The sequence below is a fragment of the Streptomyces sp. CB01373 genome, from assembly GCF_002803075.1.
In the GTDB taxonomy this organism is placed as follows: domain Bacteria; phylum Actinomycetota; class Actinomycetes; order Streptomycetales; family Streptomycetaceae; genus Streptomyces.
The window spans coordinates 344,049-361,990 of the sequence record NZ_NNBK01000001.1; the positions used below are offsets into that span (position 1 = coordinate 344,049).

The 17,942-nt window shown below is 74.4% G+C and carries 20 protein-coding genes and 1 pseudogene; 14 read left to right on the forward strand and 7 right to left on the reverse strand.

Annotated features, from left to right (window positions below):
* Positions 1-2 precede the first annotated feature (2 nt).
* From CG719_RS01610 to CG719_RS01640, 7 genes and pseudogenes are all read left to right on the forward strand, one after another.
* Positions 3-266, forward strand: coding sequence for a gas vesicle protein GvpG (locus tag CG719_RS01610; protein WP_100566615.1), 264 nt, complete (start codon positions 3-5; stop codon positions 264-266).
* Positions 263-994 (forward strand): PE-PGRS family protein, encoded by a 732-nt coding sequence (locus CG719_RS01615; protein ID WP_100566616.1) that lies wholly within the window; start codon positions 263-265, stop codon positions 992-994. The genes CG719_RS01610 and CG719_RS01615 overlap by 4 nt, the downstream gene beginning before the upstream one ends.
* Positions 991-2,157 (forward strand): SRPBCC family protein, encoded by a 1,167-nt coding sequence (locus tag CG719_RS01620; RefSeq protein ID WP_100566617.1) that lies wholly within the window; start codon positions 991-993, stop codon positions 2,155-2,157. Before CG719_RS01615 ends, CG719_RS01620 begins: the two co-directional genes overlap by 4 nt.
* A pseudogene (locus CG719_RS01625) lies at positions 2,154-2,480 on the forward strand (gas vesicle protein); the annotation flags it as partial. The gene CG719_RS01620 and the pseudogene CG719_RS01625, both read left to right, overlap by 4 nt.
* A 122-nt stretch (positions 2,481-2,602) precedes the next feature.
* Positions 2,603-3,361 carry a GvpL/GvpF family gas vesicle protein gene (locus CG719_RS01630; protein WP_100566619.1) on the forward strand — a complete coding sequence of 253 codons (759 nt, stop codon included), beginning with the start codon at positions 2,603-2,605 and terminating at the stop codon, positions 3,359-3,361.
* Positions 3,358-3,543 carry a gas vesicle protein gene (locus tag CG719_RS01635; RefSeq protein WP_100566620.1) on the forward strand — a complete coding sequence of 62 codons (186 nt, stop codon included), beginning with the start codon at positions 3,358-3,360 and terminating at the stop codon, positions 3,541-3,543. Before CG719_RS01630 ends, CG719_RS01635 begins: the two co-directional genes overlap by 4 nt.
* 17 nt (positions 3,544-3,560) lie before the next feature.
* The gene (locus tag CG719_RS01640; RefSeq protein WP_199836477.1) at positions 3,561-3,824 is read left to right on the forward strand and encodes a gas vesicle protein K; all 264 of its coding nucleotides are present in this window, start codon (positions 3,561-3,563) and stop codon (positions 3,822-3,824) included.
* Between the two features lie 42 nt (positions 3,825-3,866).
* On the opposite strand, the gene CG719_RS01645 is transcribed toward CG719_RS01640, so the two are convergent.
* Positions 3,867-4,685: a class I SAM-dependent methyltransferase gene (locus tag CG719_RS01645; protein WP_100566622.1), complete on the reverse strand. Its 819-nt coding sequence runs from the start codon at positions 4,683-4,685 to the stop codon at positions 3,867-3,869.
* Positions 4,686-4,815: 130 nt separating this feature from the next.
* Entirely contained in the window at positions 4,816-6,309 is a 1,494-nt protein-coding gene (locus CG719_RS01650; protein ID WP_100566623.1) for a bifunctional phosphatase PAP2/diacylglycerol kinase family protein, read from the reverse strand.
* Between the two features lie 108 nt (positions 6,310-6,417).
* Between CG719_RS01650 and CG719_RS01655 the strand changes: the two genes are divergently transcribed.
* Positions 6,418-7,071, forward strand: a complete 654-nt coding sequence (locus CG719_RS01655) for a histidine phosphatase family protein (protein ID WP_100566624.1) — start codon at positions 6,418-6,420, stop codon at positions 7,069-7,071.
* A gap of 42 nt (positions 7,072-7,113) precedes the next feature.
* Positions 7,114-8,733 (forward strand): ABC-F family ATP-binding cassette domain-containing protein, encoded by a 1,620-nt coding sequence (locus CG719_RS01660; RefSeq protein WP_100566625.1) that lies wholly within the window; start codon positions 7,114-7,116, stop codon positions 8,731-8,733.
* 25 nt (positions 8,734-8,758) lie between these two features.
* On the opposite strand, the gene CG719_RS01665 is transcribed toward CG719_RS01660, so the two are convergent.
* Positions 8,759-9,874, reverse strand: a complete 1,116-nt coding sequence (locus CG719_RS01665; RefSeq protein ID WP_100566626.1) for a baeRF2 domain-containing protein — start codon at positions 9,872-9,874, stop codon at positions 8,759-8,761.
* 87 nt (positions 9,875-9,961) lie between these two features.
* Between CG719_RS01665 and CG719_RS01670 the strand changes: the two genes are divergently transcribed.
* Positions 9,962-10,210 (forward strand): DUF6158 family protein, encoded by a 249-nt coding sequence (locus CG719_RS01670; RefSeq protein ID WP_100566769.1) that lies wholly within the window; start codon positions 9,962-9,964, stop codon positions 10,208-10,210.
* Between the two features lie 34 nt (positions 10,211-10,244).
* On the opposite strand, the gene CG719_RS01675 is transcribed toward CG719_RS01670, so the two are convergent.
* Both CG719_RS01675 and CG719_RS01680 read right to left on the reverse strand, forming a co-directional pair.
* On the reverse strand, positions 10,245-10,775 hold the full coding sequence (locus tag CG719_RS01675) for a type 1 glutamine amidotransferase domain-containing protein (RefSeq protein ID WP_100566627.1): 531 nt from the start codon (positions 10,773-10,775) through the stop codon (positions 10,245-10,247).
* Positions 10,776-11,472: 697 nt separating this feature from the next.
* Complete coding sequence (locus CG719_RS01680) at positions 11,473-11,874, reverse strand: DUF2795 domain-containing protein (RefSeq protein WP_100566770.1); 402 nt, start codon at positions 11,872-11,874, stop codon at positions 11,473-11,475.
* A 313-nt stretch (positions 11,875-12,187) separates the two neighbouring features.
* Here CG719_RS01680 and CG719_RS01685 point away from each other — a divergent pair, with 313 nt between their 5' ends.
* The 4 genes from CG719_RS01685 (at position 12,188) to CG719_RS01700 (ending at position 16,446) form a co-directional block, all read left to right on the forward strand.
* Positions 12,188-12,982 carry an RNA polymerase sigma factor SigF gene (locus CG719_RS01685; protein WP_100566628.1) on the forward strand — a complete coding sequence of 265 codons (795 nt, stop codon included), beginning with the start codon at positions 12,188-12,190 and terminating at the stop codon, positions 12,980-12,982.
* A 222-nt stretch (positions 12,983-13,204) separates the two neighbouring features.
* Entirely contained in the window at positions 13,205-13,969 is a 765-nt protein-coding gene (locus CG719_RS01690) for a hypothetical protein (protein WP_100566629.1), read from the forward strand.
* A gap of 153 nt (positions 13,970-14,122) precedes the next feature.
* The gene (locus tag CG719_RS01695; RefSeq protein ID WP_100566630.1) at positions 14,123-15,373 is read left to right on the forward strand and encodes an aminotransferase class I/II-fold pyridoxal phosphate-dependent enzyme; all 1,251 of its coding nucleotides are present in this window, start codon (positions 14,123-14,125) and stop codon (positions 15,371-15,373) included.
* The gene (locus tag CG719_RS01700) at positions 15,370-16,446 is read left to right on the forward strand and encodes an MBL fold metallo-hydrolase (protein WP_100566771.1); all 1,077 of its coding nucleotides are present in this window, start codon (positions 15,370-15,372) and stop codon (positions 16,444-16,446) included. The genes CG719_RS01695 and CG719_RS01700 overlap by 4 nt, the downstream gene beginning before the upstream one ends.
* Before the next feature lie 54 nt (positions 16,447-16,500).
* On the opposite strand, the gene CG719_RS01705 is transcribed toward CG719_RS01700, so the two are convergent.
* Complete coding sequence (locus CG719_RS01705; RefSeq protein ID WP_100566631.1) at positions 16,501-17,142, reverse strand: DedA family protein; 642 nt, start codon at positions 17,140-17,142, stop codon at positions 16,501-16,503.
* Entirely contained in the window at positions 17,139-17,912 is a 774-nt protein-coding gene (locus tag CG719_RS01710) for an MBL fold metallo-hydrolase (RefSeq protein WP_199836459.1), read from the reverse strand. The genes CG719_RS01705 and CG719_RS01710 overlap by 4 nt, the downstream gene beginning before the upstream one ends.
* Positions 17,913-17,942: the final 30 nt, after the last annotated feature.

A 17,942-nucleotide genomic window follows, 5' to 3' on the forward strand; every position in this document is an offset into this window, starting at 1 on the left:
CCATGGGACTCATCTCCGAGGTGCTGCTGCTGCCGTTCGCACCGGCGCGCGCAAGCGGCTGGGCGATCAGGCAGGTCATGCGCGAAGCCGAGCGCATCTACTACGACCCGGCCACAGTACGGGCCGAACTGGCGCGGTTGGAAGAGCAGTTGGAGGCGAGCGAGATAACCGAGGAGGAATACGACCGCCGGGAGGACGAGCTCCTGGACCGGCTGGAGACCGGCATGCGCGGGGGCCCGGGGACAGGCGAGGGGACGGCACGATGAATCGAGTGGCACTCGGCCTCGCGGTAGGGGCCGGCTACCTCCTGGGACGGACCAAGAAGGCGAAATTCGCCCTCGCCGTGGGCAGCATGGTGGCGGGCAAGAAGCTGAACCTCGGTCCGCGCGGAATCGCGGACCTGGTCAACCAGCAGCTGATGAACAACCCGCAGTTCAAGGAGATCGGGGACCAGCTGCGCCAGGAACTGCGGGGCGTCGGCAAGGCGGCTTCGGGGGCTCTGGTCGAACGGCAGATGACCGCGCTCGCCGACCGGCTGCACGAGCGGACCGCGCAGGTCCGTGACGAACTCGCCGGCGTCGTACCGCAGCCCGGCGGGGACGAGGAGAGCGAGGGGGAGGACGCGTACCCGGACGAGGGCGACGGCGAGCGCCGGGACGAGTATGAGGACGAGTACGACGACCGGGAGGGCCGCGAGGCCGAGGGGGAGGACCGGGCCGAGTCCGGTGACCGGGGCGCACCGGGCCGCAAGGAAGCGTCCGGGAAGGCCCCCGCGAAGAAGGCGCCCCCGAAGAAGACCGCCAAGAAGACGTCGGCGGGCGCCCCCGCCCGCAGGGAAGCGGCGAAGAAGGCGCCCGCGAAGAAGGCTCCCGCCCAGAAGGCGGCGGCGAAGAAGACCGCGACCGGCCGGACGGCCGCGAAGAAGACCGCCGCTCCCGGCGGCGCGACCCGTGCCGCCCGCTCCCGGCGGCCGAAGGGTGGTGGTGACCGATGACCGAGGCCCTCGGATCCGCGACCCGCGCCGCCGGCGGCGCGGCGAAGGGCAGCCCGCTCGGCGATCTCGCCCACAGCGAGGCCGCCGACCGCCTCAAGGCAGAGGTGCAGGACTACCTCGCCGCCCAGGCCCAGCGGCTGCTGGCCGGCTTCGGCCACAAGCTCGGCGAGACCACCGGCAAGCTGAACGACATCGCCGAGGGCAACAGCCCCGGCTTCGCCAAGCTCGCCCTCGACGCCGGCCGCAAGGTCGCCGAGGGCAAGGGGCCGGTGCGCTCGATCCTGGAGCTGGGCGCCTCCCGCGCCAAGGACAGGGTCATGGGCGCGCTGAAGAACATCGGAGGCGGTGGCGGCGGGAGCAAGCGCAAGCGCGGCGGGGGCAACAAGCCCATCGTCATCATCGAGTCCGTCGATGTCGGCGTGCCGCTGCGCACCGCCTACGACCAGTGGACCCAGTTCCAGGACTTCAGCACCTTCGCCAAGGGCGTCAAGAGCGCGAGCCGCGCCGACGACACCCACTCCGACTGGCAGCTGAAGGTGTTCTGGTCCAGCCGGAGCTGGAAGGCCCACACCACCGAGCAGGTGCCCGACGACCGCATCCAGTGGACGTCGGAGGGCGCCAAGGGCACCACGAAGGGCGTCGTCTCCTTCCACCGTCTCGACGAGAACCTCACCCGGGTCCTGCTGGTCATGGAGTACTACCCCAGCGGGCTCTTCGAGAAGACCGGCAACATCTGGCGGGCCCAGGGCCGCCGCGCCCGGCTGGACCTGAAGAACTACGTCCGCTTCATCACCCTCAAGGGGGAGGCCGCGGACAGCTGGCGCGGTGAGATCCGCGACGGCGAGGTCGTCCGCAGCCACGAGGACGTGGTCGAGGAGGAGGAGCGGGAGGCCGCCGAGAGGGACGAGGAGCCCGAAGAGGAGGAGGGCCCGTACGCCGAGGAGGAGAACGGCGAGTACGGGGAAGAGGTCGAGTACGGGGAAGAGGAGGAGCAGCCGGAGGAAGAGTACGAGGACGAGGGCGGGGAGCAGCCCGAGGAAGAGGCCGAGGGCGAGTACGAGTCCGAGGAAGAGCCCGAGGAGGAAGAGGAAGAGCCCGAGGAAGAGGAAGAGCCCGAGGAAGAGGAAGAGCCCGAGTACGCCGAGGGCAGGGGCCGCCGATGACGACGCCCGGTCGACTGCCCGACCCGTACGGCCCGAGCAGCGGGGCCAACCTCGCCGACATCCTCGAGCGCGTGCTCGACAAGGGCATCGTCATCGCGGGCGACATCCGCATCAACCTGCTCGACATCGAACTGCTCACCATCAAGCTCCGGCTCGTCGTCGCCTCGGTCGACAAGGCCAAGGAGATGGGTATCGACTGGTGGGAGAGCGACCCGGCGCTCTCCTCCCGCGCCCGTCGCGACGAGCTCGCCCGGGAGAACGCCGAGCTGCGCGAGCGGCTGGCACGCCTGGAGGAACTGGAGCTGGACCGCGGTCGCCGCGAGCCGGACCGCCTGGACCGCGGCCGGACGGACCGGGACCGCGACCGCCTGGACCGGGGCCGCACGGATGAGGACCGTGCGGATCAGGATCGCACGGATCAGGATCGCGCCCGCAAGGAGGAACGATGACCGGACTGCGGTACGTCTACGCCGTCTGCCGGCCCCTCGGCGCACCCCTCCAGGCGCAGCTGACCGGGGTGGCGGGCGCCCCGGCGAAGCAGCTCAACCACCACGGCCTGGTCGCCGTCGTCAGCGAGGTGCCCGAGCGCGACTTCGCCGAGGAGCCGCTGCGCGCCCATCTGGAGGACCTCGACTGGCTCGCCGCCACCGCCCGCGCCCACCAGGGGGTCGTCGACGCGCTGACCGTCGTCACCACACCGCTGCCGCTCAGGCTCGCCACCGTCTTCCGCGACGACAGCGCCGTGCGCTCGATGATCGAGGCCCGCGAGGAGCACATCCGCCGCACCCTGGACCGGCTGGAGGGGCGCGTGGAGTGGGGCGTCAAGATCTACGCCGAGACCGAGCAGCCCCAGCAGGCCGCGCAGCCCGCGGCGAAGGCGGCCTCCGGCCGGGACTACCTGCGGCAGCGGCGGCAGCAGACGCGGGCGGGGGAGGACCTGTGGCAGAAGGCGGAGGCCTTCGCCACCCACCTGCACGAACAGCTCTCCGCCTTCGCCGAGGAGTCCCGGCTGCACGCCCCGCAGAACCCCAGCCTCTCCGGCGCGGCGGGGCGCAACGTGCTCAACGCCGCCTATCTGGTGCCGCGCGGGCACTCCGAGGAGTTCGTGGAACTCGTGGACCGCACGAAGGACGACGTACCCGGGCTGCGTGTGGAACTCACCGGGCCGTGGGCGGCGTACTCCTTCGCGGGGGAGGAGGCATGACGGTCGTCGAACGCCGTGAGATCGCCCTGGTCGACCTGCTCGACCGGCTGCTGGCCGGCGGTGTCGTCATCACCGGGGACATCACCCTGCGCATCGCCGACGTGGACCTCGTCCGCATCGACCTGAACGCGCTGATCAGCTCGGTGAACGCACAAGTGCCGTCGCCCTTCGAGGAGCAGTAGTGGCCCCGCGCAAGCACATGGACCTGGAACCCGACACCGTCGAGCGGGACCTGGTGAAACTCGTGCTCACCGTCGTCGAGCTGCTGCGCCAGCTCATGGAGCGGCAGGCGCTGCGCCGCTTCGACGAGGGGGACCTGAGCGAGGAGCAGGAGGAGCGGATCGGCCTCACGCTCATGCTCCTGGAGGACCGCATGGCCGAGCTGCGCGACCGCTACGGGCTGCGGCCCGAGGACCTGAACCTCGACCTCGGACCGCTGGGACCCCTGCTTCCCCGGAAGTGAGCACCCGGGAACGAGGGGGACGAGGAGAGGGAGGCGCCGGGGTCAGGCCTCCTTGCGGCACAGGATCTCCCCGTGCAGGACCGCGAACCAGCCGTCGTGCCGCTCGCCCCACTCCCGCCACGCCGCCGACACGGCCCGCAGTCGGTCCTCGGTCGCGTGTCCGCCTTCGACGGCGCGCCCGGCGTAGGCCGACGCCAGGGTGCGGTCGGCCCAGAGCCCGCTCCACCAGGCACGCTCGTCCTCGGTGGCGTAGGTCCAGGTGCTGGAGCCGGCCGTGACGTCGGTGAAGCCGGCCTCCAGCGCCCAGGACCGCAGCCGGCGTCCGGCGTCCGGCTCGCCGCCGTTGGCGCGGGCGACCCGCCGGTACAGGCCGAGCCAGTCGTCCAGTCCTTCCACCCGCGGGTACCAGCTCATCGCGGCGTAGTCCGCGTCGCGCACGGCGACGTACCCGCCCGGCTTCGTGACCCGCCGCATCTCGCGCAGCGCCTGCACGGGGTCGCCCACGTGCTGGAGCACCTGGTGGGCGTGGACGACGCAGAACGTGTCGTCGGGGTGGTCGAGGGCGTGGACGTCGGCCACCGCGAAGTCGACGTTGGTCAGACCCCGTCCGGCGGCCGTGGCGCGGGCCTGCTCCAGGACGCCGGGCGCCCGGTCGACACCCGTGACGTGCCCCTGGGGGACCAGGGCCGCCAGGTCGGCGGTGATGGTGCCGGGGCCGCAGCCGATGTCGAGGATCCGCATATGGGGCCGCAGCGAGCCGAGCAGGTAGGCCGCGGAGTTGGCGGCGGTGCGCCAGGTGTGCGAACGCAGCACGGACTCGTGGTGCCCGTGCGTGTAGACGGCCGTCTCCCGATTCGGCATGGCTGTACCCCTTCTCGTCCCCTGATCCCGTGGGGCCCGCGGCCCCGGGCGGCACGGGATCACGGTACGCCTCCATGCCGAATGGTGAGACCCCCGGTTTCACGATCCGAGACAGTTGGTGGGTGGGCGGTCAGTCACCGGGGAGCGGCCGGTACACCGCCAGCGCCTCGGGCAACTTCTCCAGCCACAGCTCGTCCGCCACCTCCATCACCTCGCCGTCGTGGGCGAGCAGGGTGCCGGGCGTGACACCGGTCAGACGCAGCCGTCCCACCTGGACCGCCGCGTGGGCCGGGGACCGCGTCAGCGGGCCGGCCAGGGCCGCGGACAGCAGGCGCAGGGCGGGCCTGCGGCCCCCGTGCACCACCCGGACGTCGAGGTTCCCGTCCGTCAGGTCGAGCCGGCGGCCCAGCGCGAGCCCACGGCGGTGGTACGTGCCGTTCCCGGCGAACAGCAGCCACAGCGGGTGGGTGTGGCCCTTCACCACCGCCCGCAGCGGATGGCGGTCGGCGCGCAGCACCTTCAGCGCCGCCAGCACCCCGGCCGGCCAGGTGCCGATCCGTCCGGCCAGGCGGTCGCGCCGGCGTACCAGCTCCGGGTACACGCCGAGGCTGAAGGTGTTGAGGAAGACGCCCCGCTTGCTCCCGGAACGGAAGCGGCCCACGTCGACGCGGACTCCGTGACCGTGCTCCACGGCACGGGCCAGGTCCCGCGCGTCCTCCACGCCCAGATCGAGGGCGAAGTGGTTCAGGGTGCCACCGGGCAGCACCGCGAGCGGCAGGCCGCGGCACAGGGCGACCTCGGCGGCCGTGTTCACGGTGCCGTCGCCGCCGCACACTCCGAGCACCCGGGCGCGGTCCGCCGCCTTCTCCAGCTCGGCCCGGACCTCCTCCGGCCCGCACTCGACGATTTCCGCCTCCGGCAGTAGGTCCACCAGCGCACTGGCGCGGTCCGCGGTGCCCGAGGCCCGGTTGGCCACGAGTACCAGGCCCTTGCCGCCGGGCAGCGCCGGCAGGTCGGCGCGGGAGCGGGCCGGCGGGTCGGTCCGGGCGCGGGTGGGCACCAGGGCCCGGGCCGCGAACGCGACGCCCGCCCCCAGCGCGGCACCCGCCAGCACATCGCTCGGGAAGTGGACCCCGGTGTAGACGCGCGAGAGCGCGACCGACGCGGCGACCGGGGCCACCGCTGCCCCCCAGGCCGGGGACTCCAGGGCGACGCCCGTCGCGAAGGCGGCCGCGGACGCCGCGTGCCCGGACGGGAAGGACGTGGTGAACGGCTGCCGCTTGAGCCGGCGCATGAGCGGGACGGGGTCCAGGGCCGGCCGGTCGCGGCGCACCGAGCGCTTGCCGATCGTGTTGACGGTCAGGGACGCCAGGCTCAGCGAGACCAGGCCGCGGGCCGCGGCCCTGCGGGCCCTCGGGCTGCGGCTCGCGGTGATGGCGGCGGCCACCGCGCACCACAGCACGCCGTGGTTGGCGGCCCGGCTCAGTCTCGGCAGCACCGGGCCCGCGCCGGGCCAGCGGCGCTCGGCCGCGAACTCGAACAGCCGGCCGTCCAGGGCCGACAGGCGGTGCAGGAGGGCGTGGGCGCCGGTCTTCGCGGCGGTGAGGTCGACGTCTGGGCTCATAGGGGACCGCTACCCTGAAGTGGCCGTTTCTTGTGTGCGCTGTTTCCGGTGGGCTGTGCGCCGTGTCCGGTGTGCGCGGGGCGGCACCGGCCGTCGTAGGGACCCCGCATGCGTCTGCTCCTCATCCGCCACGCCCAGACCCCCTCCAACGTGGGCCAACTGCTGGACACGCGGATCCCCGGGCCGGGCCTGACGCGGCTCGGCGAACAGCAGGCCGCCGCGCTGCCGCGGGCGCTCGCCGGGGAGGACATCCAGGCGCTCTACGCCTCCACCCTGGTCCGCACCCAGCTCACCGCCCGGCCGCTGGCCGCCGAGCGCGGACTCGACGTGATCGTCCGCGACGGCATCCGCGAGGTGTCCGCGGGCGACCTGGAGACGGAGCCGGGCGACTCCGAGCGCGGCCGGACGTACATGCGCACGCTGCTGGGCTGGGCCGCCGGTGACACCCGGTCCCGTATCCCCGGAGGCGAGAGCGGCACCGAGGTGCTGGCCCGCTACGACGCCGTCGTCGCCGAGGCCACCGCGGACGGCGCCGGAACCGTCGCCCTGGTCAGTCACGGCGCGGCCATCCGCCTGTGGACCGCGGTCCGCGTCCGCAACCTCGACGCGGAGTTCGCCGCCACTCACCCCCTGGAGAACACCGGCGTGGTGGTCCTCCAGGGCTCGGCCCGCATCGGATGGACGGCCCTGGCATGGGCGGACGCCCTCGTCACCCCGGCGCGGGAGAGCGGCCCGACGGGACGGCCCGTGGACTTCGGATAAGAGTTTGCCGGGCCCGTACGGCCGCCGTCAGAATGCCTGACCATGGGACATCTGGAAGCCGCGCACCTCGAGTACGTCCTCCCCGACGGGAGGACGCTGCTCGGCGACGTGTCCTTCCGGGTGGGAGAGGGGGCCGCCGTCGCCCTCGTCGGACCCAACGGCGCGGGCAAGACCACCCTGCTGCGCATGGTCTCCGGCGAGCTGAAGCCGCACGGCGGCACCGTGACCGTCAGCGGCGGCCTCGGCGTGATGCGGCAGTTCGTGGGGTCGGTGCGGGACGAGACGACCGTGCGCGACCTGCTCGTGTCGGTCGCGCCGCCGCGGGTGCGGCAGGCCGCGCGGGCCGTCGACGAGGCCGAGCACGCCATCATGACCGTCGACGACGAGGCCGCCCAGTTCCAGTACGCGCAGGCGCTCGCCGACTGGGCGGAGGCCCGCGGCTACGAGGCCGAGACGCTGTGGGACATGTGCACCACGGCCGCGCTCGGCGTGCCCTACGACAAGGCGCAGTGGCGACAGGTGAGCACCCTGTCCGGCGGCGAGCAGAAGCGGCTGGTGCTGGAGGCGCTGCTGCGCGGCACCGACGAGGTACTGCTGCTCGACGAGCCGGACAACTACCTCGACGTGCCCGGCAAGCGCTGGCTGGAGGAGCGGCTGAAGGAGACCCGCAAGACGGTCCTGTTCGTCTCCCACGACCGTGAACTGCTCGCCCGCGCCGCCGACCGGATCGTCTCCCTCGAACCCGGCCCGGCCGGCGCGGACGCCTGGGTGCACGGCGGCGGCTTCGCCACCTACCACGAGGCCCGCCGCGAGCGCTTCGCCCGCTTCGAGGAGCTGCGCAGGCGCTGGGACGAGAAGCACGCGCAGCTGAAGAAGCTGGTGCTGAACCTGCGGCAGGCCGCCACCGTCAGCCATGAACTGGCCTCCCGCTACCAGGCCGCCCAGACCCGGCTGCGCAAGTTCGAGGAGGCCGGGCCGCCGCCGGAGCCGCCGCGCGAGCAGGACATCCGGATGCGCCTGAAGGGCGGCCGCACCGGCGTCCGTGCCGTCACCTGCCAGGGCCTGGAGCTGACCGGCCTGATGCACCCCTTCGACCTGGAGGTCTTCTACGGCGAACGCGTCGCGGTGCTCGGCTCCAACGGCTCCGGCAAGTCGCACTTCCTGCGGTTGCTGGCCGGCGAGGACGTGGCGCACACCGGTGCGTGGAAGCTCGGCGCGCGCGTGGTCCCCGGGCACTTCGCCCAGACCCACGCACACCCCGAGCTGATGGGCCGCACCCTGCTGGACATCCTGTGGAAGGAGCACTCCCAGGACCGCGGGGCCGCCATGTCCCGGCTGCGCCGCTACGAACTGACCGGCCAGGCCGAGCAGACCTTCGACCGGCTCTCCGGCGGGCAGCAGGCCCGGTTCCAGATCCTGCTCCTCGAGCTGGCGGGCGCCACCGCCCTGCTCCTGGACGAGCCGACCGACAACCTCGACCTGGATTCCGCCGAGGCACTCCAGGAAGGCCTGGAGGCCTTCGAGGGCACGGTCGTCGCGGTCACCCACGACCGCTGGTTCGCCCGCTCCTTCGACCGGTACCTGGTCTTCGGCAGCGACGGCCGGGTCCGCGAGACCCCGGAACCGGTGTGGGACGAACGGCGGGTGCGGCGGGCGCGGTAACGCTCCGCCCCGGTCGCCGGGCCGCTCACTTCCAGCGCAGGACCGCGCCCAGGCCGCCCGTCGGCACGTCCTCGCCGGCGGGGACCGCCGGGTCCAGCGACAGGGCCGTCGCGTCCTGGCAGACCGCCGAACGCAGCAGGGCGTCGTCGGCCCGGGCCGGCCAGGCGTCCCGCTCGCCGAGCGTCCTCAGCTCCGAACGCCGCACGGCGAGCTGGTCGGCGTCCTCGCCGATCCACACCTCACGGTGGGCGTCGGCGCCGTCCGGGCGGATCAGCAGTTCCTCCAGACGGTGCTCGCGGGCCGCCTCGACCAGCGCGGACACTCCCTCGGCGGCCGCCGACCGGCCCTCGTCGTCCGGTGTGCGCGCCGCCCGGAAGCGGTCAAGCCCGGACTCCACACGCCGGTGCACGTGCTCGGCGCGGATCCGCTCCACGTCCTCGTCCAGCAGCCGGCTGCCGGTGCCGTGGGCGGCCTCGGCCACCCGGTCGTGCAGACGCTTCGGCAGCCGCTCGCGCACCTCGCGCCGCTCCCGGTCCTCCCCGACCAGGATCAGCAGGTCCGCGTCCGCCTCCTCCTGGCAGACGCTGAGCGCGTCGGCGATCTCCGCCGCGTTGTGCTCCCAGGTGTTCTCGACCTTCAGCTGGAAGTGCCGCTCCGACCAGTCGGCGCTCGCGGTCCCGTGGATGGGCCACTCCTGTCCCACCACCGCCCCCGCGTCCTGCCGGCCCAGCGAGCTGCGCAGCTCGAAGTCCGCGCCCCTGCGGTCCACGTAGGCGACGATCGCGACCGGATCCTCGCCCGCCAGGTCGAGGAGCGGCGCCACGCGCGGCAGCGGCGCCCACTCCGCCCGGCTGCCGCCCTGCGGCGGCCGGGCCAGCAGCGGGTCGAGCACCACCGTGCCGGCCCGCGCGAACAGCACTCGCCCGTGCGGGTCGGGGGCGTGGCGCAGCTCCCGCACGGCCGCCTCCACCGCACGGCAGGTGGCCTCGTCCGCGCCCTGCCGGGCCAGCTCGCGCCCCAGCGCCCGGGCTGTCAGCTCCAGCTGGTGCGCCGTGTCCTCCGCGTGCCGCGAGGTGTCGACGTACACGGAGGCCCAGGGGCCCGGCTGTTCGTACAGTGGATGCAGAAAGGCGAGATCCATGGCTCCCTCCCGGAGACCGTTCGGTGGTGCCGCACGCCGGGCGGGTACCCGGACCGCAGTCACGAACACGACGAACGGGGCACCACCATGACCGGAGTCGACCCGGGACGGCTGGACGACCAGCAGCTGATGAAGGAGCTGGAGACGATCCACCGCACGCGCCACGACACGCTGCTGTACGGCTCCAACGACGCGCTGCGCGCCCACAACGAACGCATGGCGCAGCTCGAGGGCGAGTACCTGCGCCGCAATCCGCGCCGCCCGGTCGCCTCCGGCCGCACCCGCGAGGGGGCCCGTGAACGCGGGTGCGGGGAGTCGGCGACTCCCCGCACCTGAAACGTCCCGGACGCGTCCGGGTTCGGCCCGCCTTCTAGGCGAGGGCGTCGAGGAACGTCTCGCAGAACGCCTTCAGATCGTCCGGCTTGCGGCTGGTGATCAGCTTGTTCGGGCCGTGGTCGCAGACCTTCACCTGCTCGTCGACCCAGATGCCGCCCGCGTTGCGGATGTCCGTGCGCAGACTCGGCCACGAGGTCAGCACCCGGCCCCGTACGACGTCCGCCTCGACCAGCGTCCACGGCGCGTGGCAGATCGCGGCCACCGGGCGCCCCTGCTCGAAGAACGCGCCCACGAAGGCCACCGCCTTCTCGTCCATCCGCAGGAAGTCCGGGTTGGCCACGCCGCCCGGCAGGACCAGCGCGTCGAAGGAGTCCGGGGAGGCCTCGTCGACGACCGCGTCCACGGGGAACGTGTCGGCCTTGGCCAGGTGGTCGAAGGCCTGGATCCGCCCGGACTTCGTCGAGACGAGCACGGGTTCGTGACCGGCGTCCTTCACCGCCTTCCAGGGTTCCGTGAGCTCGACCTGTTCCACGCCTTCGGGCGCGGTCAGAAATGCGATGCGCATGATGCCTCAACGTCCTTTCGCCGCTCCGGGGACGGGCGTTGCCGTCCCCGGAGCGCTCTTCTCTCATCGCCTCGGCCGCCGCACGGAGTCGGCCGCACCGCGTCCGTCCCGTCCCGCACCACGTCCGATCCGGCCGTCACGGCGGGCGCCGCCCCGTCACGGCGGGTGCCGACCCGTCGCGCGGGACGCTGCCCGGTCGCGGGGGCGTCGCCCGGTCGTGCCGGGTACCGCCCCGTCACGTTGGGTGCCGACCCGTCGCGCGGGACGCTGCCCGGTCGCGGGGGCGTCGCCCGGTCGCGCCGGGTACCGCCCCGTCACGTTGGGTGCCGACCCGTCGCGCGGGACGCTGCCCGGTCGCGCGGGACGCTGCCCGGTCGCGGGGGGCGTCGCCCGGTCGCGCCGGGTACCGCCCCGTCACGTTGGGTGCCGACCCGTCGCGCGGGATGCCGCCCGGTCGCGGGGGGCGTCGCCCGGTCGCGCCGGGTACCGCCTCGTCACGCCGGGCGTCGCCCGGTCGTGGCGGGGAGCGCCGGGGCCGGACGGCTGGTACGGCCGTGACATGCGGGGCCCGCCGCGGCACGCCCCCGGCTCGGCTCGGCGTGTCCGTCGCGGCACCCCTGGTTCGGGCCCGGCGCGCGAGCCGGGCCGCCCCGCCCGGGCGCACAGGCCCGGGCGGGGCGGCCTGAACCCGGACGGCCTAGGCGCGGTCCTCCCGTGCGGGCCGCTCATTGTGCGTCAGCTCCCGGGCCAGCTCCTGCACATTGGCGTAGCGTGCCTTGTTCGGCAGCCGCTGGAGCGACTCGATCAGCGCGTCGGGCGCGTTCTTGCGCCGCAGCGCGCGGGTCAGTTCGCCCGTACCCGCGGGAAAGGCGCTGCGGCCCAGGATCCTGGCCAGCTCCAGGCGCACGGTCTCCAGGGACGCCCGGGAGCCGCCCGGCGCCACCGGTCCGCCCCACACCTCCGGGTCGTCCTCGGCGGACGGCTCCGGGTCGTGCCACTCCTCGCTCCGCGTGGGATGTCCGGACCTGAGCAGCCCCTGCAGCTCGTGTTTCATCTCGTCGTCACGGTGGACACTCAGCCGGTCACTGCCTCGCTGCATGTCTCCCTCCAGATCGTCGGGGGTGGCCACCGCGTACCCGTGCGCGGCCGGCCGACACCGGTTTTCCGGGACGGGATGACGGCCGGGTGCGGCCGGTGCGCCGGCCGTCGCGCAGGGCCGTCCGGGTGGGGTGCACGGGCGCCGTGTTTGGGCGCCCGGGACCGGGGGCAGGCGCGGACCCAGTGCTTCGGACCGTAGGCACGCCCGTGGGAGCGGCGCAACGCGCCCCCAGGGCGCGGCCGTCCGGTTCACGTGCCCGCGCTCCCACGGTGACCGCCCACCCGAGAGGACCGCGAGGGAGCTGCGACTCACCATGGCAACGCGAGCGAGCGCCAGGCACCACCCCCACGACGACGCCCCCGACACTGCGGAAGCCTTCCGCCTGCTCGCCACGCTTCCGCCGGGGCAGCGGCGGAACGAACTGCGCGACGAGACAGTGGAAGCCTGGCTGCCGATGGCCGAACGGCTGGCCGGCCGGTTCCGCAGCCGCGGCGAGAGCTCCGAGGATCTGCGCCAGGTCGCCGCGCTCGGCTTGGTCAAGGCGGTCGACCGCTACGACCCCGAGCGCGGAAACGCCTTCGAGAGCTACGCCGTGCCCACCATCACCGGTGAGATCAAACGGCACTTCCGCGACCACATGTGGACCGTGCACGTCCCGCGCCGGGTGCAGGAACTGCGCAACCGGGTCCGCTTCGCCTCCCAGGACCTGTCCGGGACGATCTCCGGCCGCGGCCCCACCCTCGCCGAGATCGCCGAGCACGCCCACCTCAGCGAGGAGGAGGTGCGGGACGGCCTCGAGGCGCTGGAGAGCTTCACCGCCCTCTCGCTCGACGCGGAGCTGTCCGGCAGCGAGGACGGGTACTCCCTGGGCGACTGCCTGGGTTCCTCCGACCCCGCCCTGGACACCGTGGTGGACCGCGAGTCCGTCAAGCATCGGCTGGCGGCGCTGCCCGAACGGGAGCGGGCCATCCTGTACATGCGGTTCTTCGGCGACATGACGCAGAGCCGGATCGCCGAGCAGCTCGGCATCTCGCAGATGCATGTGTCCCGCCTGATCAGCCGGTGCTGCGACCGGCTGCGGGAGCAGGTGATGCGGGAGGGCGTGTAGACGCGGGCCGTCGTCCGGGGCGGGGCAGCGGCACCGGGCGGCCGACGGTCGCGCCGTGGCCGGCGGCCACGGCCTCGGCGCCCCTGCCGGCGTCACCCGATAGGCCGTTGGTGTCCCGCTAATGGGGCTCGGCCGCGCGCGACCCGCGGCCCCAGCGGCTGTGATGGCAGCGAGGGCACGAACCCGTGCCGTCAGCCGCCGCCGGTCCGAGGAGCCCCGCTCATGCGCCGTACCGTCACCCGCGCCCTGCCCGTCGCCGTCCTGGCCGGAGTCATCGCGGGCGGCGCCACATCGGCCGCCCTGGCGGCCCCGGCGGTACAGCCCCACCCGCCCGCCGAGGGCGCCGTCGCCACCGCGGCGTGCGCCCCGGCAGGCGCCGCCACCCCACGCGCCACGGCGGAGACCTGCGCACCGGCTCCCACGTCCGGCACGCGCGGATACGGCGAGATGCCCGTACCCCCGTCCACGATGGCTCCGCGTGCCCCGGGCGCGGCGGTGCCGGTGGACGTGGACGCGTCGCAGGATCCCGTCCTGCAGGACGCGTTGGCCAATGACCCTTCCCGTCTCCAGGCCGCGCGGACCCCGCCGCGTGATCCGGGGGAGGTCCAGTCCGCGCAGACTCCGCCCCGAGACCCGGCACCCGGGCTGTCCGCGCCGGGCTCACCCCGTGAGCCCGGCCCCGGGCCGGCCTCGCGCAACACCGCTCGTGACGTCCCGTCCTACGACCCGTCCCGGGCCCAGGCCGCGCCCGATCTCAACGGCGGTGCCTCCACCGAACCCTCCCGCCCGCAGGAGTCACGGGACGCCTCCCGGGGGCCGTCCGCCGCCGACGCGGACCGGGACCCGGCCCAGCACGGGGTGCAGGCCGGTTCGGGTGGGTCGTTCACCGCGTCCCTGCCCGCGCTGATCGGTGGTGGCGCGCTGATCCTCGCGGCGCTCGGCGGGGCGGTTCACCGGGCGTGGCGCCGCGGGAAGACCGGCGGCTGACCGGACGGGCGGACGCCGTGCGGGGGCCTTCCCGGCCGGGCCGGTGGCCTTGGGACCGCGTCACCCGGGGTACACGGAGGCCCGACGGCACGGCCCGCGCCGGGCGACGGAGCGGCGGCACCACACGGCATCAGGGACTTCGCGGAGGTACCCATGCGGCGGACGGAACCGGAAGGACACGGCCCCGTCCGCTACGGACCGTCGGCCCTCCCCGACGACGGACTGCCCGTCCTGCCGGAGGTGTCCGCCGCGCTCGCCGGGGCCGCGCACGAGACCCGGCGCAGACCGATCGGCGGCGGCCCCGAACTGCTGGACGCCGCCTGCGGTTACTGGCTGCGGCGCGGACTGCCCACCTCGCCCGGCCGGGTCGCGGCCGCGCCCGGCGCCCCCGCACTGCTGCTCGCGCTGACCGCCGCGCTCGGCGGCGACGTCCTGGTGCCCCGGCCCTGCGCGGCCTGGTGGGCGCCGTACGCACGCCTGCTGGGCCGCCCCGCCTTCCACGTGGCCACCCCTGCCGAGTGCGGCGGCGTTCCCGACCCGTACGCCCTGCTGGAGACCGTCCGCAGAGTCCGCGCCGAGGGCGGCGACCCCCGGCTGCTCGTCCTGTCCGTCGCCGACGACCCCACCGCCACCGTGGCACCGCCGGAGGTGCTGCACGAGACGCTCGAGGCCGCCACCGCCGAGGGACTGCACCTGGTCAGCGACGAGACCTGGCGCGACACCGTGCACGCACCGCACGAGACGGTGCTGCTCAGCCCCGCCGAGATGCTGCCCGACCGGGTCACCGTCGTCACCGACCTGGCCGGCGCGTTCCTGCCCGCCGGCTGGCCCGCCGCGATCGCCCGCTTCCCCGCCGGAGCCACCGGCGAGGCACTGCACGCGCGCGTGCTCGACATCCTCACCGCGCTGGACGCCCGTATCGCCGAACCGGTCGTCGCCGCGGCCGCCTACGTCCTCGGCGAACCCGGGCCGGTCACCGCGCGCCGGACGGCCTCGGTGGGCCTGCACGCGCGCGTGGCACGGGCCGTCCACGCGGCTGTGATCGCCGCCGGCGCACTCGCCCGGCCGCCGCAGTCCGGCCGCCACCTGTACGTCGATCTCGGCCCGCTGCGCCCCGCGCTCGACGCTCACGCGGTGGGCGACGCACAGGAGTTGGAGGACTTCCTCACCGCCCGCCTGCGACTGCCCGTGCCCGGCGGCCACCGCTTCGGAGACGACCTCGGCGCGCTGCGCGTACGGCTCTCCACCACGGAACTCCTCGGCCGCACCGACGAGGAGCGCGCGGAATGCCTGCTGTCCCCCACGCCGTTGGAACTGCCACACCCGCAACGCGCGTTGCTCTCCTTGAGTTCGGTACTCGACGATCTCCGTGACGAAGCTCAGCGATGGGAGCCTCCCGGATGACGCAGCAGTCCGAGTCGACCACGTCCACGGGCACCACCCGCCAGGAGACCGGCGATCCCGCGGTCTCGTCCCTTCTGATCTCTCCGTCCGCCCCGTTCCCGCCGCTGGCCGAACCCCGGCCGCTGGGGGAGCGGCGGGTCTGGCCGGGCACCTTCCACGACCGCCTCACCGCCCCGCTGCCCGGGCTGAAGGCCTTCGCCCGGTTCGCCCGCGAGGGCGCCCTGCGGCCGGACAAGGAGGCCCTCGCCGACATCCCGCTGCTGCCGTACCGGCCCGCCGGACTGCCCCGCGTGGACACCCGTACCGTCGCCGTCACCTGGGCGGGGCACGCCAGTTGGGTGGTCCGGATCGGCGGGCTGACCGTGCTGACCGATCCGGTGTGGTCCCGCCGCATCATCGGCACCCCGGCCCGGGTCACGCCCGTCGGTGTCGCCTGGGAGGCGCTGCCGCCCGTCGACGCGGTCGTCGTCAGCCACAACCACTACGACCACCTGGACGCGCCCACCCTGCGCCGACTGCCGCGCGACACCCCGGTGTTCGTGCCGGCCGGGCTCGGCCGCTGGTTCCAGCGGCGCCGGTTCACCCGCGTCACCGAGCTGGACTGGTGGGAGGCGGCCGAACTGTCCGGTGTCCGCTTCGACTTCGTCCCCGCCCATCACTGGTCCAAGCGCACCCTCACCGACACCTGCCGCAGCCTGTGGGGCGGCTGGGTGCTCACCGACCCGGACGGGCAGCGTGTGTACTTCGCCGGGGACACGGGCTACGGCCACTGGTTCTCCCGCATCGGCCGCCGCTACCCCGGCATCGGCCTCGCCCTGCTCCCCATCGGCGCCTACGACCCCCGCTGGTGGCTCAGCGACGTCCACTGCGACCCGGAGGAAGCCGTCCGGGCCGTACAGGACCTCGGCGCCCGGCACATGGCCCCCATGCACTGGGGCACCTTCGTCCTCTCCGCCGAACCCCTCCTGGAACCCCTGACCCGGGTCCGCAGAGCCTGGCAGGAGGCCGGCCTCCCCCGGGAACACCTGTGGGACCTCCCGGTGGGCGCCTCCCGCGTCCTGGAGCAACCCTGAATCGGCGCCACGCCGGACGGTCGGGGACCGTCCGGCGGCCCGCCCCCGCCCCGGTCACTGCGAGCGCTGGGCCGGGATCAGGCGGCGCAGGCGGCGCCAGGCGGAGGGGGCCGTGCCCAGCAGGACGGTCAGTCCGATCGCGGTGGCCACGCCCTCCCAGGGCTCCTTGAACAGGGAGCCGCCGAGGATGCCGATCAGCTGGTACGTGACCGCCCAGGCCAGGCACGCGGGAAGGTTGCCGCGGGAGAAGCGGCGCAGCGGCCACTTCGCCAGCAGACAGGCCAGCATCACCGGTATGCGGCCCGCCGGGACCAGGCGGGACAGGACCAGCACCGCGACGCCGTGCTCGTTCAGCTTCCGCTGCGCCTGCGCGAGCCGGTCCTCCGGGGCGCGCGTACGGATCGCCTCCAGCCATCGCGACCCGTTCCGCGACCCCAGCCCGCGCCGCCCCAGCCAGTACAGCGCCGCGTCCCCGAGGAACGCGGCCAGCGACGCCGTCATGAACACCAGCGCCAGCGAGAACGGCGCCGTCTGGTGCAGCGCGACCACCGCCGCCGTACTGACCAGCGCGCCCGTCGGCACCACCGGCACCAGCGCCCCGATCAGCACCAGCAGGAACAGCGAGGGATATCCCAGTGCCTGCTGGGTGGACTCCGGTGGCACCACCGAGGTCACGGCGGCGGCGATCCGTATCACCGGGCGCCCTCCAGGCGCACACTCTCGCCGTGCCCGAGCCGGTGCACCGCGACCCCCGGCGCACGCTCGGCGGCCAGGCGCACGAACTCATCACCCGGCGCATGGAACTCATGGGGGCGCACGGCGTCCATCCCGATCGGCCAGTACGTGCCGTAGTGCACCGGCACCGCGCTCCCCGGGGCCAGCCGGGCCAGCGCCTGCGCCGCCCGCCCGGCGTCCAGGTGCCCCGCCCCGAGGTACGGTCCCCAGCCGCCCACCGGAAGCAGCGCCGCGTCGACCGGCCCGACCTCCTCGGCCATCGTCTCGAACAGGCCGGTGTCCCCGGCGAAGTACGTCCGCGCCTCGCCCTCGACGACGTAGCCGAGCGCGGGCGAGCGATGCCGTCCGACCGGCAGCCGCCGCCCGTCGTGCCGGGCCGGCACCACCCGCACGACGACGCCGCCGACCTCGACCCGGTCACCCGGCGTGACCTCGGTGATCCGCAGATGGGCGAGCCGCCGCAGTCCCGTGACCGCCCCGAGTGCGCCCCGGGGCACCAGCAGGCGCGTGCCCGGCTCCAGCCGGGCCAGCGACGGCACGTGCAGATGGTCGGCGTGCAGGTGGGAGACCAGGGCCACGTCCGCGTGCCAGGCGGTGGGCGGCGGTGGCGCGCCGCGGCGGCGCCGCAGGTGCGCGAGCCGGCGGGCGAACAGAGGATCGGTCAGCACGCGCACGTCCGAGTCCTCGACCGTGCAGGTGGCATGACCCCACCAGGTGATCTCCACCGGCACTCCTTTGCCTCCTTCGTGCGACTCCCCCTG

Bases quoted from the DNA above. Each gene is read 5' to 3' on its own strand.
- CG719_RS01610 (WP_100566615.1), top strand. From the start codon at position 3: ATGGGACTCATCTCCGAGGTGCTGCTGCTGCCGTTCGCACCGGCGCGC.
- CG719_RS01615 (WP_100566616.1), top strand. From the start codon at position 263: ATGAATCGAGTGGCACTCGGCCTCGCGGTAGGGGCCGGCTACCTCCTG.
- CG719_RS01620 (WP_100566617.1), top strand. From the start codon at position 991: ATGACCGAGGCCCTCGGATCCGCGACCCGCGCCGCCGGCGGCGCGGCG.
- CG719_RS01630 (WP_100566619.1), top strand. From the start codon at position 2,603: ATGACCGGACTGCGGTACGTCTACGCCGTCTGCCGGCCCCTCGGCGCA.
- CG719_RS01635 (WP_100566620.1), top strand. From the start codon at position 3,358: ATGACGGTCGTCGAACGCCGTGAGATCGCCCTGGTCGACCTGCTCGAC.
- CG719_RS01640 (WP_199836477.1), top strand. From the start codon at position 3,561: ATGGACCTGGAACCCGACACCGTCGAGCGGGACCTGGTGAAACTCGTG.
- CG719_RS01645 (WP_100566622.1), bottom strand. From the start codon at position 4,685: ATGCCGAATCGGGAGACGGCCGTCTACACGCACGGGCACCACGAGTCC.
- CG719_RS01650 (WP_100566623.1), bottom strand. From the start codon at position 6,309: ATGAGCCCAGACGTCGACCTCACCGCCGCGAAGACCGGCGCCCACGCC.
- CG719_RS01655 (WP_100566624.1), top strand. From the start codon at position 6,418: ATGCGTCTGCTCCTCATCCGCCACGCCCAGACCCCCTCCAACGTGGGC.
- CG719_RS01660 (WP_100566625.1), top strand. From the start codon at position 7,114: ATGGGACATCTGGAAGCCGCGCACCTCGAGTACGTCCTCCCCGACGGG.
- CG719_RS01665 (WP_100566626.1), bottom strand. From the start codon at position 9,874: ATGGATCTCGCCTTTCTGCATCCACTGTACGAACAGCCGGGCCCCTGG.
- CG719_RS01670 (WP_100566769.1), top strand. From the start codon at position 9,962: ATGACCGGAGTCGACCCGGGACGGCTGGACGACCAGCAGCTGATGAAG.
- CG719_RS01675 (WP_100566627.1), bottom strand. From the start codon at position 10,775: ATGCGCATCGCATTTCTGACCGCGCCCGAAGGCGTGGAACAGGTCGAG.
- CG719_RS01680 (WP_100566770.1), bottom strand. From the start codon at position 11,874: ATGCAGCGAGGCAGTGACCGGCTGAGTGTCCACCGTGACGACGAGATG.
- CG719_RS01685 (WP_100566628.1), top strand. From the start codon at position 12,188: ATGGCAACGCGAGCGAGCGCCAGGCACCACCCCCACGACGACGCCCCC.
- CG719_RS01690 (WP_100566629.1), top strand. From the start codon at position 13,205: ATGCGCCGTACCGTCACCCGCGCCCTGCCCGTCGCCGTCCTGGCCGGA.
- CG719_RS01695 (WP_100566630.1), top strand. From the start codon at position 14,123: ATGCGGCGGACGGAACCGGAAGGACACGGCCCCGTCCGCTACGGACCG.
- CG719_RS01700 (WP_100566771.1), top strand. From the start codon at position 15,370: ATGACGCAGCAGTCCGAGTCGACCACGTCCACGGGCACCACCCGCCAG.